Raw genomic sequence first — 15,765 nt, forward strand, 5'->3', positions numbered from 1 at the left:
ATATAAAATTTATTTCTTTGTAAAAAGTGATTGAATTATTATAAAAGTCATTGCCGAACAAGTAATTCCAAAGAAATTGGCATCCAAGCCAAATGGCAATATGATTTTCGTCAATATCAGTAACAGTGTGATACCACCTCCTATAATCATTGAATAAAATGCTGCTATTGCAGAGGGCTTTTTCAATAGAATAGTGCCGATAACAGGCACGAATAATCCCGACACCATAAAAGCATAAGAATACAACATCAAATCAAGCACATTTTCCATCATAGTAGCAAGTAAAATTGCGAATATTCCAATCACCAATGTTGCCAATTGTGAATATCTGATACTCTTTGTGTTGTTTTTTGAAATTTTGGCTATATCAGTGATAAAATTCCCTGAAGCTGCCATCAGACAGCTATCAGCGGTGGACATTATTGCCGAAAAGTAAGATGACATTAGCAATCCCATCAAACCAACAGGAAAAATATGTGTTAACAGCAAAGGCAACCCAATTTCCTCATCAATTAAGTCTCCCGGAGCATAGCCAAAATCAGTAAACATTCCCTGCTCAAATGCTACCCTACCTAATAATCCTAATGTTATTCCCATAAATGCCATGATGGGCCACTCAAACAAACCTGCAATAAACCATGCTTTTTTTGCAGTTTTTTCATCTCGGGAAGCGTAAATTCTTTGATATAGTGTCATACCAACAAACCAAATTGGCACAATTGTAATCAACCAGTTTACAAATTGTACAAAACTAATATTTGTTAATGATAGGAAATTTTCCGGTAAATACATAACGATAGCATCCCAACCACCAACTTTAATATATCCTAAAGGAATACCGATTAAAATTAGTCCGGACATCAGAATTATCCATTGAATGGTATCTGTATAGATAACTGCTTTCAGCCCGCCAAGGACTGTGTAAGCAATAACGATTACACCCATAAATAACACTGCATCCACGATTGTTACAGAAGGGAAAGTGGCAGAAGCTAATTTTGCTCCGGCTAATATTTGAGAGCTTGTAAATCCAATATAGCCAATCAAGGAAATTATACCGGCAATTATTGCTACCCTGCCATCGTAATAATGCTTTAATACTTCAGGAAAACTTAAGAAATCAAATTTACTGGACAAGGGGTATATCCTTGGAATTAGAATGACAGCACTAATCCACGCACCTATCAAACCTGTGAAAAGCATCCAACTTCCCGACAAGCCAATCAAAAATCCTAACCCACCTAATCCAATTGAAAATCCACCACCTACATCTGTAGCTACTAATGATAAACCTATATGTAATGACGATAATTTTCTACCTCCTACATAATAGTCTTCTTGTGATTTATTGCGTTTTAAGAAATAGAACCCGACACTAAGCATCGCAATCATGTATAGTGTAAATACCAATATATCAATTATATGAACTTGCATTTTTCAGTATATTTGTATTCATTCTTACAAATTTAAACAGATAATTTAGCATTTTTGATTAAGAAACTAATGCGACAATATAACTATCTGAAAATCTTCGATATGTGTCATTACAAATCTATGGAATTATTTTCTATTTCCCAAAATATTATATATTTTTACACATATTTATTGCTAATAATATAAAATGAATCGTGAAAAACATATATATAATTTGCCCTTAACTATAGATTTTAAAATATACTTAAGAATATATGAATTATATCGGACAAATTTTCCTAATTACCAAATTCAAATTGTTATTCTCCTGTTTGGGGAGAAAGTAAGCTGGATTGAGAATCTGCTCGTATCGGATTGCTATATGTGTTTGCATAATTTAAATCCTTTTATTTAATAATATATTTCGACGAATCTTAATTAAAAAAATATTTTTGTAGTTGTTTATTTGGAAATAATATATTGATTTATTTTACAAAACGAATTTTGCAATAATGACTTTTGATAATTGATATTTGCGAAAAATAGTAATGTTGGCATTAGCTTGATTGAAATTATATTTATCGGCAAATTATATGAAAGAATTGGAGGATAAATATACGTAAGTCTTTATTATTCAATGCTTGCTGTCGGTGTGACAGGATTTGAACCTGCGACCCCTTCGTCCCGAACGAAGTACGCTACCGGGCTGCGCTACACACCGTATTGTTACGCAAAAATACAAAATTTTATCCAAATCATAATTATAAAATATCAATAATTTTCACTTTATCGGAAAAATGAAATGTGTTCATATTCTTACATATATTAATAAATATATTAATACTATTCTTAAGATTATTACGTATATTTTTTTTTGGCAATAATTCCGGCATAAAATGAAATATATACTTAATAATACAGAAAATTCTGATGATATACTTCAAAATGTAAGTATGATTTTCGAAAATGGAAAGCTCTCTTCAAAAGAGGATGCTTCATATTTCCTTGATTTTACATCCAAACCACAATTTCTAAATGGCTTAACATCTGACGAAAAGCGCCTTGAATGGGCAGAATTATGCTTTAAAATTATCAGAAAATTCAACTATAAACTTCTTGATTTGCTTACATCAAGGACAAACGAACTTCAGGACAGAATTCTCTTTAGGGATATGTCAATAGGAAAGCCCGGAAAATGGACTTATAAAAAAATTCACCACTATACAAAAGAGCTTGCTGCCTCATTTTATGATGTATGCGAAGAAGGTGATATTCCTAGAGTTGCAATTTTATGCGAGAATAGCGTAGTTTCAGCAAGCTGCGATTTAGCATGCCTGAGCTATGATATATTTGTAACGCCACTTAATGTAAGTTTTGACAGGGATATTATAGAGTATATTTTTGATACTTTGGATATCAATATTGTAATCAGTGATTCAAAATCTCGTTTGGATTTGTTGCTAAGCATTAAGGAAAGTAGCGGACGAGACTTGAAAATATTTTCTACAAAAAATGATTTTCTCGAATATGGCAACGATATTTTCTATCTTGGAGAGTATGAAACCAAGTTTTCAACAGGCGAAATTGACAAAATTTTACAAAAGCGGCAGATTCTTGATGTCAATCAGGTGTGTACAGTAATGTTCACATCAGGCAGCACCGGAATGCCGAAAGGAATATCGTTTACAATGTATAATCTGATTACTAAGCGATATGCACGCGGCGCCGCAGTTCCGGAAGTCGGCAATGATGAAGTCATGCTTTGTTATCTTCCGCTTTATCATACATTCGGTAGATTTCTAGAGCTAATGGGTTCAATATACTGGCGTGGAACTTATACTTTTGCAGGAAATACATCATCCGATACATTATTAGGACTATTCCCGAAGGTCAATCCAACTGTATTTATAAGTATTCCTCTGAGATGGCTTCAGCTTTATGAGTCAGCAGTTGAGCTTATGAATTCAGCCAAAGACTCCAATGAAATACGCGAAATATTCAGATCAGTTGTTGGTACAAGACTTAAATGGGGACTTTCTGCAGCCGGATATTTAGACCCAAAAGTATTCAACTTTTTCAGTAAAAATGATGTTGAATTATGTAGCGGTTTCGGTATGACTGAAGCTACCGGCGGCATTACAATGACTCCACCTTACGGATATAAAACCGGAACAGTTGGAAAACCACTTCCCGGTGTATTCATAAGAATTGACAACGAAGGTGTGCTTGAAATCAGCGGTCATTATGTAGCCAGATATCTGGAAACAGCTTCTCCATATTCTCATATTCCTTATCCTGACCAAGCAGAGGATTTCATCTCTACAGGCGATGTTTTCAAAGAAGATGAAGAAGGCTATTACGAGATAGTGGACAGAGTCAAGGATATTTATAAAAATAATCGCGGTCAAACTGTATCACCCAAAAATGTTGAGAATAAATTTGAGGGTGTACCCGGAATAAAAAGAACATTTTTAGTCGGAGATGGAAAGCCTTACAATACCCTTTTCATAGTACCTGACAGGTCAGAAGAAATAATTATGTCAAAGCCGGAAAATGAAATTAGCGATTATTTAAAACAAATAATTTTAACAGCAAATACAGAGCTAATTCCATACGAAAGGATTATTAACTTTACAATTCTTGAAAGGGATTTCGAGCTTGAAAGGGGTGAGCTAACACCAAAAGGTTCGTATAATCGAAAAAATATTTTAGCTAATTTCAATAATGATATTGAAAAGTTATATGAGAAAAATCATATTGATATTAAATTTGATACATTTGTAATTAGAATACCACGCTGGTTTTTCCGTGATTTAGGAATACTCGAAACCGATATATCCGCTGATAATCACGGACTTATAAATCATCGGAGCGGCAGAAAACTAACCATAAAATTTGTTGAGGAAAGCAAAGTACAAATTGGTGATTTATACTATGAATTATCAGGCAATTTAATTAATCTTGGCGCATTCTCAAGGCAACCTTTGCTATGGACCGGTAATCCTTCATTATTTCTTTTTGCTCCTGTTATGGAGGGTTGGGACGCACAAATCGAAGGAATATCGGATAATGTATTTTTACCCTATACTCCGGCTTCGGAAGACTACCCCAATATTGAAATATCGGATAATTTCAAAATCAGCTATAATTTCAGAATAATAAATACTTTCTTTTGCGATACATATTTCGGGGACATCGAAAAAGCAGAATACGCTCTTTCTGAGATAGAGCGGAGACTGGAATCCGGCTCTGAGAAAATGATTCAGCTATTGAGAAAGAGACTTCAAACTCTTGCAAGACATCCGGCTGAGGAAATAAGAGCTGAAGCTTACAGGATATTGCTTCTTGATGAGCCAAGCCCTGATTACAGCAAGGCATTTCCGGCATTTGTCAGGTCTGGATTATCTTATCTTACCGAAAATTCAATCAAGAAAATTGCCGCCGGCAAGCTCGAAATCCGTAGGCTGGAAGCTCTAAGGAAAAGACTTTTAGCTTACAGAACAGGTGTAGAGATAACAAATGACGAATTTATGATAACGCAATTCAAGAATTTATTCAGACTTTTGTATAATTTTCTCAAGCATAACCCCGATTATTACACATCTGTCCGTTATGAGCTTATTTCATGGATGCTTTATGACAAAATTCCAGAAATACAGGAAATTGCTGAGGATTACTTCCATAAAATTCATGAATTTTACGAACAAATGCTTGATTCAACAACTCTTAAATTTCCTGCTGAATTATGGAACTCTAAACTTGTTTTTGATGATGGAATCTCAAAAAATGAAGAAGAGGTCTTGCGTTCAGTTATCATCAACAGAGGATTTCTTAAGCAATCAGTTATGCTTTGCTTTGATGAGCAGGATTTTGTAATTGATAATGCTAAAGACGGAGGCGTTTGGATATCACCTCTAAACAGCTACAGCCATACTTTGCACTACCGAATTGTTATAGTACTTAAAAATAACCGCCGATTTGACTTGCAGATTTTTATCAATAAATCTGCCAATGAAAATGAGATCTTACAAACGATTTTAAGACATGTAGCGATTTCGGGTTATCCTTTTGGCTATAGAGTACTTCCAAAATTAGGTGCATACCGTGAGGAATTGAGAGCGTGGTCTTTTGAATATTTCGGAGAGCTGTCTCTTTGGGCAAAAATCCGTGAATTTTCAGGAAGAAGGATTACAGGTTCATATTTTGACAAAGGTTTATCACTCAGAAAATATTATATTTCTGCAATGTCAGCATTGTTTGTAGGTTGGAGAAATTCAGGCAAGAGTATTTTACCGGGAATTATGTCGCCCGAAAATGTGATTATCCCCGAGCTTGATTTCAGAGATGGAGCAATTATAAATTCAATAAATGACTGGAAAGAATATAAATCACCTGTTTCAATAATCAGCCCACTAATAAGAAATTTTTATGTCAAACCGGCTCTTCACTATCCATGGATAGAGAGTTTTCTTGATTACAGGTGGATATTCGAAGCCTGCCACGAAGCTATTGGAATAGAAGAAACAAAAATATTTTTAACTCAGCTTAGACCTGAATTGGAAAATTTTGAGAGCGGAAGTGATCTGCTATTGAAAAAACTGAATGAATATCTAAATGAAATTAACACTTATTACTTCCCTCCTCTTAGAATATCAAATGCGATAGAGAGATATGATGATTGGTTCAGCCTCAATAAAGAAGCTACAGTACAGGCTAAAGAGCAAACAATCCGTGAGCTTATCAGCTTATACAACATAAATGTTAAAAGTGAACCCGAAAGATTTTATCTTTATCTTCATACTTACTTCAAAAATGCAAGCAAAGAAGTCAAGGATAAAATCCTATTGATTATTCATCGCTTATATAGAAATTCTGATGAATATGCCACACACCTTATTGAAACTACTGACCTTCAAAATTTAATTGAAAATACTGACGACAGACTAATATTTTCAAGAATGTTATTTCCTAAATCAGAAGCGGTGGATTTCAAATTGGCAAAACCTGTTTATTCGGATACTTCAGCACCGGTAGTCAAGACATTCATAAAAGACCAGGCAGGCGAGATTTATACATTCAGAGAAGCTGAAAGTGCATCCGAAGTCGGCAACTTATACAGAATATTTTTTAAGGAAAAATATCCTAAAGTAATTTCAGAAAATGATGAATATATTGTACTTTTCGATTCGATTGACCGAATTGTCGGAGGAATATGCTACCGAAAAACCGATAAAAATTCAGTCTTAATTGATGGCAGTGTCGTAATTTCAGCTTTGAGTAATCGCGGGCTTGGAAGTGCTATGCTCGAAGATTTTTGCGGAAGAATGGCATCGCATGGATTTGATTCAGTAAAAGCACACTTCTTCCTTAAGAATTTTTATCTGAAGCGTGGATTTGTAGTTGACAGAAGGCATGGTACATTAGTCAGATTTTTGGATTCAAATAATTCAAATTTAATTAAAGGCAGCTATTGTATAATTTGATATCCAATTTTGGACTATAAAAACGAATAAATTTTTATATAATAATGGGTTGACCAATATAAAATATAGTCAACCCATTTTTAAAAAATATCAACCAAATAAATTATTTAATTTTTGCAATTTTTGCTGCTTCAGGAAATAGAGTCAGAGCTTTTTGAATTTGTCTGTCAATAGTCGTATAAAAAAGCTCATGTCTTTCTTTAGAGCCCCAGATACTGCTTGCCAAAGTGCCTGTAAGCTCAGCTACGATAAACTCTTTATCTGTTACAAACTCCTCTTCATTCCATTTAATATCTTTGCTTTCTGCAAGTTTGCGGAAGTCTTCGAACATCTTATCTGAAATTTTGAAATCATTTTTGAAGTCGTTAAAATTGTTCTTATATTTAGCTTTTATTTCGCTTCCGTTTTTGAGATTTGAATTAACAAATTCATAAAATATTCTCTTAATTCTCAAATTAACTGACAAATTAGTTATAGTATCACTCTTGACAATAAAGTCAGGTGTAACACCACCACCACCCATTACCATTCTTCCACTTTTAGTGTAATGTATTGCCAGTGAGTCAAGATTATAAATATTTTTGCTATTTGGATTTTTCTCTAACTCTTTGGCGTTCTCTTCATCAACTGCTTTTCTTACTTTTTCCAAAGCATGTTCGATATTAGAGCCTTCTTCGAGTTCAAGTCTTCCGGCGAGCATACGATACTCTTTTTTATCTTTGTAAGGTCTTTGAATGCTTCTACCAGATGGTGTATAGTATTTTGATACTGTGAGTCTGAAAGCTGACCCGTCTCCGATATCATACTGGCGCTGCACCAAGCCTTTGCCAAAAGAAGTAGTGCCTACAACAAGCCCTCTATCTAAATCCTGAATTGCACCTGATACAATCTCGCTGGCAGATGCTGAACCGTGATTAATCAGTACAATTATAGGAATAGTTGCAAACTCTCCTGTACGCTGAGCTATCAAAAACTCGTCAAACTCAGGTCTTCTGCCCTTAGTATAGACTATAGTATCGCCTGATTTTAAAAACTCATTTGCCATATAATATGCTTGTTGCAAAAATCCACCCGGATTGCCTCGCAAGTCCAGAAGCAACTTTTTCATACCCTGGCTCCTCAAATCTTTTAATGCTTCTTTAAGTTCTGAATATGTATTAGCTGCAAAGCGGTTTACTTTTACAAAGCCTACATCAGTCCCATCAAACATAAATGAAGCATCTACACTATATAATGGAATCTTATCTCTTATAATTGAAAATTCGATTAATTCAGGATTATCACCGCGTTGAATATCTACTACTACTGTCGTTCCACGAGGACCTTTCAATTTTTTTGGAACTTCGCCACGGTCAATACCAACTGCATATTCGCCGTCAATATTAATTATCTTGTCACCGGATTGTATTCCAAGTGCTTCACTAGGTCCGCCGGTAATAGGAGTGATGATTGTAATAGTGTCATTTATTATGTCAAATTGAACACCAATACCTTCGAAACTGCCTTGAAAATCTTCCTGCACATCTTTCATTTCTTTAGCATCTATATATACCGAATGAGGGTCCAAGTCATTAAGCATCCCTTTGATTGCGGCTTCTGTAAGCTTTTGGGTATCTACATCATCAACATAATTTTTGACAGTCAAACCAAATACTTTCTTATACTTTTCAAATTGATTATATACATTGTCACTTGATACGACGGGATTAATCAATACTCCAAGCACTATACCAATAACAAGAATCGCACCTGTCAAAATAATTTTTTTTCTCATTTAAAATATCTCCGTTCATTTTATTTGTATGATTAAGTACCAATAAACGATATAATTGCTAATTAAGTTTGAATTAATTTGATTTTTATAATAAACAACTTAAAATTCAGTAAAACTACTGTAATTTTTAAACAGCAAAAGTGGTTAAGCAGAGAAATTAATTATATATATTTAATAATTTTGCTTTGGTACACTATCAAAATCAATTGTTCCAAATTCTTAAGTAATTGTTTTTTTAATATATAATTTATAACTATTTGCGTATTTTTTTATTAAGAGCACTATGATTTTGTTTTAAAAATAATGTATAATTTTGAGAAATGTTTGCTTTTTAATAAACTTATGAAAAAAATATTTTCTTATTTAAAAAAATAGTATTATTTTTGTAGTTCTATAATTTTCAATATTTGAATTTAAGGATTATAACAATGGCTAAGAAAGAGCAACGAATTGTAATTACAGTTGAATGTACTGAAGCGAGAGCCGAAGGCAAGCCGCCCTCAAGATATTCGACTACAAAGAATAAACAAAATACGCCAAGCCGTCTGGAGATTAAGAAATATAATCCATTCTTAAGAAGACATACTTTACATAAAGAAATTAAGTAATTTAGGATTATATCCCTTAGAAATATTTAAAGGGGTTGTCTCAAAATATTTTAGTAAGTAATATAGTAGTCTTACTACATATTATTTAAATTTTTGAGACAATCCCTTTTTCCGTTTTTTTATTTATTAATTCTTTAATTCTTTTAGTAATTTTTCAATTATTTCTTTGCCCATTCCGCTTTTTTCAGCTTTAACGGCGTAATATCTAACTGAGTCTGCCATTTTCAAATCATTAAAGCATAACGCCATATTATAATATGTAGCAGGATTTCCGGGCTTTATTTTATCATATTTTCTGTAAAATTCAATTGTACTTTTCCGATTATCGGATAAATAGCTTAACTCTATCAGATAATCGAGAGTTTCTTCATTTTCAGGATTAATGCTATATGCTTTTTTAAAATAATCATAGGAATTTCTGGGTTCGCCGGCATTGTAGTACAAATGTGCAAGGTCAAGTTTAGGAGTTTCATTGTCAGGAAATATTTCTTCAATTTTCTTAAGCTCATCAATTGCCGCTGTCAGATTTCCTTCATCTATAAATATTTTCGAAAGTAGAGCATATGCCAGATGCTTATTATCATAGTCTGATTCAAGAAGCATTCTAAGATATTTTTTTGCTGATTCAGCATTTTTAAGCACATAAGCATACAGTGCCATATTATAGAGATATCGCTCGTTTTTTTCGTAATTATATGCAAGCTCTGTATAATATAATGATTTCTCAATTTTAAACCGGGTTAATTCTGTTAATTTAAAATCCGAAGGATTTACTATTTCAACCCCTTCTTTGAAGTATTGTCTCAATATGTCATAGTTATTACTTTTTGCATAGTCAGGCAGATACGATATATTCGAGATGCTCATCATTCGTTCAAGCGAAAGTTTTTCATTTGAATTAATTATAATAAATGGTATAGTTTGAAGCAAGCCTATAACAATTATGACATATTTTCCATAATAATTATTATTTCTTGAAAAAAGTAGGATCATCAGCAATAATGAAGGATAAGCAACGATTGAAAATAAATCCCAATCACGAACAAAGCTGATATCAGCTCTGAATATCAGCATAAATAACAGTGCAAGTATGATTGATAAAATTGTAAATCTGATGCTATTGTCATTTATCGAATTTCTCATATTCTTCAATGAAAAGAAAATTAGAAAAATCCCCGGCGAGACAAGGAAAATTTGATTTAAAATATCATTAAAATGTGTAAAATCCAGTATTCCCTGGTCACTTTCGCTTGGAAAAATGCTCAAAATATGATTTACTTTCGTAAGCCCGTCGTAATATTTTTCAGCTGTAAAGCCTAAGTAATTAAGTAATAAAGCAACAACGACAGTTATAAATACAACTGAAATAACAGGAAGCACAAAATTAAACCATTGTGAATTTTCTTTCCTGATTGTTACTTCATAATATGCATAAAGCACTGCAGGTGATAAAAACACAGCAGTCGGCGAAATAAAAAAAGCAGAAATTATCCATAATGCCGGATTCAATGAAAAATTTCCGGTTTTAAGCATTAAAAGTGTTGAAAGGTAATATCCAAAAAGAAATGTAAAAAAGAAAGGATAAGACTCTACGTAGCCGAAATACATTTGAATAATTGCAGATGAAAATAGTATCATTCCGGCATAAGTGAATTGCTTTGAATCATCAAACAACTTCCTTCCGATTACATAAAATGTAATGAGTGAGATTATTCCTGCTAAATAGCTGATAATTCTCCAGACAGTTATCGCAGGAAATCCCATCGGCTTAAGAATTTTATCATAAAATAAAATTGTAATATAATTTCCTAGTGGCGAGCCGGATGAGTAATACTGGAGTGCTTCAGTATTTTTAATTCTCAGATATCCATCACCAAGGAAGAATGCCGATTGACTGAATATTATAAATAATATAGTAAATGCTATTATTGCGGCTATAATTTGATTATTAGATATTTTTAGATTCGAAATTAATTCATCAAATTTCAGATATGTCTTTTTGTTAAGCAATATCATCCCACCGCCTGTAAAAGCTATTATAACAGGCAAACCCAAATATGACCACAAGTTAAGCCCCCAGAAAAAATCAGGGGATAAAATTGCTGCTAAGAAAAACAAAAAAATAACTATTAGACCGCCTGAATACAATTCTTATCAGCTCCCGGTAAGATAGTGAATTTTAATTATTCTTTTCTGATGTCTTCCACCTTCAAATTCAGTAGATATAAATTTTTCTGTAATTTCGACTGCTAATTCCGGTGAAATTAATCTCGAGCCATAAGTAAGTATATTTGCATTATTATGGCTTCTTGCCATTACTGCCATTTCAGGTGTTACGCAATTAGCGGCTCTGATATTGTGAATTTTATTTGCAGTAATAGCCATACCTGTTCCGGTGCCACAAATTAGTATTCCTATATCTGCTACTCCACTTGATACCGCTTCTGATGCCGGAAAGGCATAGTCAGGATAATCCACTGATTCTGATGAAAATGCACCAAAATCAAGTATTTTATATTCTTTTTGGGTTAAATATTCTCTTATGAACTCCTTTAGCTCAAAACCTGCATGGTCTGATGCCAATGCTATTTTCATATTTATAAATTCCTTCATTTATATTTAAATATCTGTATTTCTTCTGATTTATAAAACTATTTAGTATTTATAATATTTTTTTCCACAAACTATTAGTAAATTCACTAATAATTAACGGAAAACTTACTATAAATTTGTGGAAAAGTATTTTCTTAACCTAAAATTTATTTTTGTCAACATTATCGTTGAAAACTTTTTATTGTCAACATAGTTTTCAACACTTAAAATTTCTCAATCTATATCAATTAAATTATTTAATTGCAGCTATTTATCAGTAATCCAATTAATAAAATCAACATTTCAACAGACCTTATTATTATAACATATTACTATATAGATAAAAATGAAAAAAATAAATATGTTAATAATATGTTTGGATAACTAATTTCATTTGAATTTTGATTTAAGGTCATTCAAATTGAAACTTATTTGCTCTTTTTGCTTTGATACAATATTTCCTTTGCCTGATTTCATTGAAAGCTGAATTCTCTTTAATTTTTCATTTACATCCAGCACCTTTACTTTGACAAGCTGACCGACTTTAATAATCTTTGTCGGGTCTTTAACAAATGAATCGGACATTTCAGAAATATGAACAAGTCCATCCTGATGAACTCCAACATCAACAAAGCAACCGAAATTAGTAATGTTAGTTACAATACCTTCAAGCTCCATTCCTTGTCTGAGATGAGAAATTTCAGTTATTCCTTCCTTGAATATTGCGTATTTGAATTCTTCACGAGGATCGCGACCGGGTTTTTCGAGTTCAGACAATATATCCTTCAATGTATGCTCACCAATTTTATCACTGAGATACTTTTTTAAGTCAATTGCAGACAATTTATCCTGAGCTTTGGTGATTTCTTTAAGTCCAACATTTATATCCTTAGCTATTTTTTCTACTATATGATAGCTCTCCGGATGAACAGCTGTATTATCAAGTGGATTTTCACCATTTCTGATTCTTAGAAAACCTGCTGACTGCTCATAAGTCTTGTTGCCAAGTTTAGGTACTGACAATAACTCTTTTCTGTTCTTGAACATACCTATTTCATTTCTCCGGTTTATAATATTTTCAGCAATTTTGTCTGATAGTCCCGAAACATGAGTAAGCAGCTCTTTTGAAGCAGTATTCAAGTCAACACCAACATAATTTACACAGCTTTCTACTGTTTCATCAAGTTTTTTCTTTAAAAGTTTTTGATCTACATCATGCTGATACTGCCCTACTCCAATTGATTTTGGGTCTATTTTTACAAGTTCAGCAAGAGGGTCCTGCAGTCTTCTTCCAATTGATATAGCACCTCTGACAGTAAGATCTAATTCAGGAAATTCCTTTCCTGCAGTTTCACTTGCTGAATAAATTGATGCACCTGATTCATTAACCATTACTTTTATGGGCTTTTTAGGCACATCCTTTATTGTCTCAGTAACAAACTCATCTGTTTCCCTGCCTGCAGTACCATTTCCAATGGCGATGAGTTCTATACCATATTTTTCAATGGCATTTTTCAGATATTTTGTTGCTTCGTCTTTTTGAAATTTTGAACTATGCGGAAATATTGCCGAATATTCAAGGAATCTTCCCGTACCATCAAGAACTACTACTTTGCAACCTGTTCTGAATCCGGGGTCAATACCAATAGTTGGTTTCATACCCGCCGGAGCGGCAAGAAGCATTTGACGTAAATTTGATTCAAATACTTTTATTGATTCCTCATCTGAAAATTCTTTTTTTAACATTCTCACTTCACCAATCAGAGAATGTTTCATTAACCTTGAAAAAGCATCTTTATTTACTGAAACAAGAAAATTTGATATTTCAATATTTGAATTATGAATATTTTTAGAATTCATAAAATTTAAAATTTCTGATTCATCAAAAGTTATGTCCAGATTAAGAATTCCTTCTGTCTCGCCTCGCCTTAATGCAAGCATAGCGTGAGGTGCAATCTCACTTACCGGTTTCTCAAAATTACGATAATTTTCATATTTTGTTGAGCCTTCCGGAAATTCATCTTTAATGCTTGATTTAAATTTACCATTTTTAATAAAGAAATCTCTGACCCAATTTCTAAAATCAGCATTTTCGGCAACTTCCTCAGCTATGATATCTGATGCACCTGCAAGAGCTGACTTAATATCTGTAACTCCAAGTTCCTCAGATATATACTTGGAAGCTTCAAGCTCAAGATTTGGATTCTGTATTTTATTTAAATTTGCGTTTTTAATAAATGCTGCAAGTGGCTCCAGACCCTTTTCTTTAGCAATTGTTGCACGTGTCCGGCGCTTTGGTTTATAAGGCAGGTATAAATCTTCGAGCTCATTTTTTTGGAGACAGGCAACTATTTTTTCTCTTAATTCATCAGAAAGTTTGCCCTGCTCTTCAATTGAAGCAAGTATTGTTTTCTTTCGGTCTTCAAGTTCAGTGAGATAATCGAATTTATCAAAAATATTCCTTAGCTCTATTTCATCAAGATTTCCGGTTATTTCTTTTCTGTATCTGGCAATGAATGGAACAGTACCACCTTCAGAGCGAAGCTTTAATGCATTTTCTACTCTACTGATTTCAATATTCAGATCTTTTGATATATATAATATTAAGTTTAACATATTTCTGTAATTTGTATATAAAATAAGATTACAAAAATAAGAATATAAAACTTCATATAAAAGCAGATTACTGCTAATAATATTACTTCAAGGATAATTATTAATATTTTCCTTGTTCTTTTCTTCAATATTTTCTGAAAAATTAATAAAATTAAGATGTTAATTTCTTTTTGTAGTTTTACGAAGTATTTTTCTGGCGATAAAGAGACTATGTTGATTTGAAGAAGTATAATTTTCTGTTCTGAATATTTTTAATACATTGCAACCCTTAATGATGGATGATAGGAAGAAATATGGAGTGAAATTAAATATATTTATTAAAAATAAAAAAAAATTTGGTTGTTTACTAAATTTTATTTAGATTTGAGTATGTTTATTTGTCAAACTTTTAATAAAAGGTACTTTTATGCCTAAACAATTACTTAATTCACAGTACAGTACAGTACAGTACAGTACAGTACAGTACAGTACAGTACAGTATAAAACCTTCTTACTTGTTTTGATAATGTTCATTTTAGGTAATATGAACATTTATGCTGATTCTGATCCCACCTCTTGTGATTGCAATTGCAATGAAATTTTAAAACCTAAGTATTTTTATGACGAGAACAGCATTATATTGTTAGATGATGGGAATGATTGCTCAATTTTTTCTGTTGATATAACAGGATGTAACGAAAGGACTGTTTTAGGTTTTACTTTGGATTTTGCGATTGACCCCGATGATCCTTGTTTGAATCAGAATTGGACAGTTAGAGACAAGGTAACTAACCAGATTATTGGCATTTATAATCCAACTGTAACTAATCCGACATTTGGTTTCTTTGATCCGCCAGTACAACCTTGCGAAACAAGACCATTTTCTTTTAGAATATGCCCTGAAAACATTATGCACTGCAGATATAAATCTTTTAACATTGGTATCAATTTAATATTTGCTGAAGGTGACCCACCATGTCCTACTATTAACAAAACTTTAACTTTTGCATGGGTTAGCTCTGTTACACCTGATGATATTAGTGAATACGTACACTACAACCACAAAGAAGAGAATCTATTTATTGACTACAGCCACTTAATTACAAAGTTTCAACAAAAAGATTTGAGAATAATAATTAGCAATCTAAATGGTGAGAATCTTCTTAATGATATTTTTAATCATAATCAATCTATAATTAATTTATCAAACCTCAGTAATGGTAAATATTTTGGCTATATTAGCCGAAATTATGGGACAGAAGTGTTAGCTACATTTATTTTTTCAATCATAAAATAGAGA

The 15,765-nt window shown here is 32.6% G+C and carries 8 protein-coding genes and 1 tRNA gene; 3 read left to right on the forward strand and 6 right to left on the reverse strand.

Annotation, left to right across the window (positions count from 1 at the left end):
* Window positions 1–9: 9 nt before the first annotated feature.
* Window positions 10–1,434 (reverse strand): sodium:solute symporter family protein, encoded by a 1,425-nt coding sequence (locus KF896_08360; protein ID MBX3043715.1) that lies wholly within the window; start codon window positions 1,432–1,434, stop codon window positions 10–12.
* 626 nt (window positions 1,435–2,060) lie between these two features.
* Window positions 2,061–2,134: transfer RNA gene (locus KF896_08365), tRNA-Pro, on the reverse strand.
* A gap of 175 nt (window positions 2,135–2,309) precedes the next feature.
* Between KF896_08365 and KF896_08370 the strand changes: the two genes are divergently transcribed.
* Window positions 2,310–6,896, forward strand: coding sequence for a GNAT family N-acetyltransferase (locus tag KF896_08370; GenBank protein MBX3043716.1), 4,587 nt, complete (start codon window positions 2,310–2,312; stop codon window positions 6,894–6,896).
* A 103-nt stretch (window positions 6,897–6,999) separates the two neighbouring features.
* Here KF896_08370 and KF896_08375 read toward each other — a convergent pair whose 3' ends face one another.
* The gene (locus KF896_08375; protein MBX3043717.1) at window positions 7,000–8,670 is read right to left on the reverse strand and encodes a S41 family peptidase; all 1,671 of its coding nucleotides are present in this window, start codon (window positions 8,668–8,670) and stop codon (window positions 7,000–7,002) included.
* 428 nt (window positions 8,671–9,098) lie between these two features.
* Between KF896_08375 and rpmG the strand changes: the two genes are divergently transcribed.
* Window positions 9,099–9,278, forward strand: a complete 180-nt coding sequence (gene rpmG, locus KF896_08380) for a 50S ribosomal protein L33 (GenBank protein ID MBX3043718.1) — start codon at window positions 9,099–9,101, stop codon at window positions 9,276–9,278.
* Window positions 9,279–9,404: 126 nt separating this feature from the next.
* Here the strand turns inward: rpmG and KF896_08385 are convergent, their stop codons facing one another.
* The 3 genes from KF896_08385 to KF896_08395 all read right to left on the reverse strand — a co-directional run bounded on the left by KF896_08385 (window position 9,405) and on the right by KF896_08395 (window position 14,486).
* Window positions 9,405–11,396, reverse strand: a complete 1,992-nt coding sequence (locus KF896_08385) for a hypothetical protein (protein MBX3043719.1) — start codon at window positions 11,394–11,396, stop codon at window positions 9,405–9,407.
* A gap of 36 nt (window positions 11,397–11,432) precedes the next feature.
* The gene (gene rpiB, locus KF896_08390) at window positions 11,433–11,873 is read right to left on the reverse strand and encodes a ribose 5-phosphate isomerase B (GenBank protein ID MBX3043720.1); all 441 of its coding nucleotides are present in this window, start codon (window positions 11,871–11,873) and stop codon (window positions 11,433–11,435) included.
* 387 nt (window positions 11,874–12,260) lie between these two features.
* Window positions 12,261–14,486: an RNA-binding transcriptional accessory protein gene (locus KF896_08395; protein ID MBX3043721.1), complete on the reverse strand. Its 2,226-nt coding sequence runs from the start codon at window positions 14,484–14,486 to the stop codon at window positions 12,261–12,263.
* 406 nt (window positions 14,487–14,892) lie between these two features.
* Here KF896_08395 and KF896_08400 point away from each other — a divergent pair, with 406 nt between their 5' ends.
* The gene (locus tag KF896_08400) at window positions 14,893–15,762 is read left to right on the forward strand and encodes a hypothetical protein (protein MBX3043722.1); all 870 of its coding nucleotides are present in this window, start codon (window positions 14,893–14,895) and stop codon (window positions 15,760–15,762) included.
* The last annotated feature ends 3 nt before the right edge of the window (window positions 15,763–15,765 follow it).

The sequence above is a fragment of the Ignavibacteriota bacterium genome (assembly GCA_019637995.1).
Classification (GTDB): Bacteria; Bacteroidota; Ignavibacteria; order Kapaibacteriales; family UBA2268; genus JANJTB01.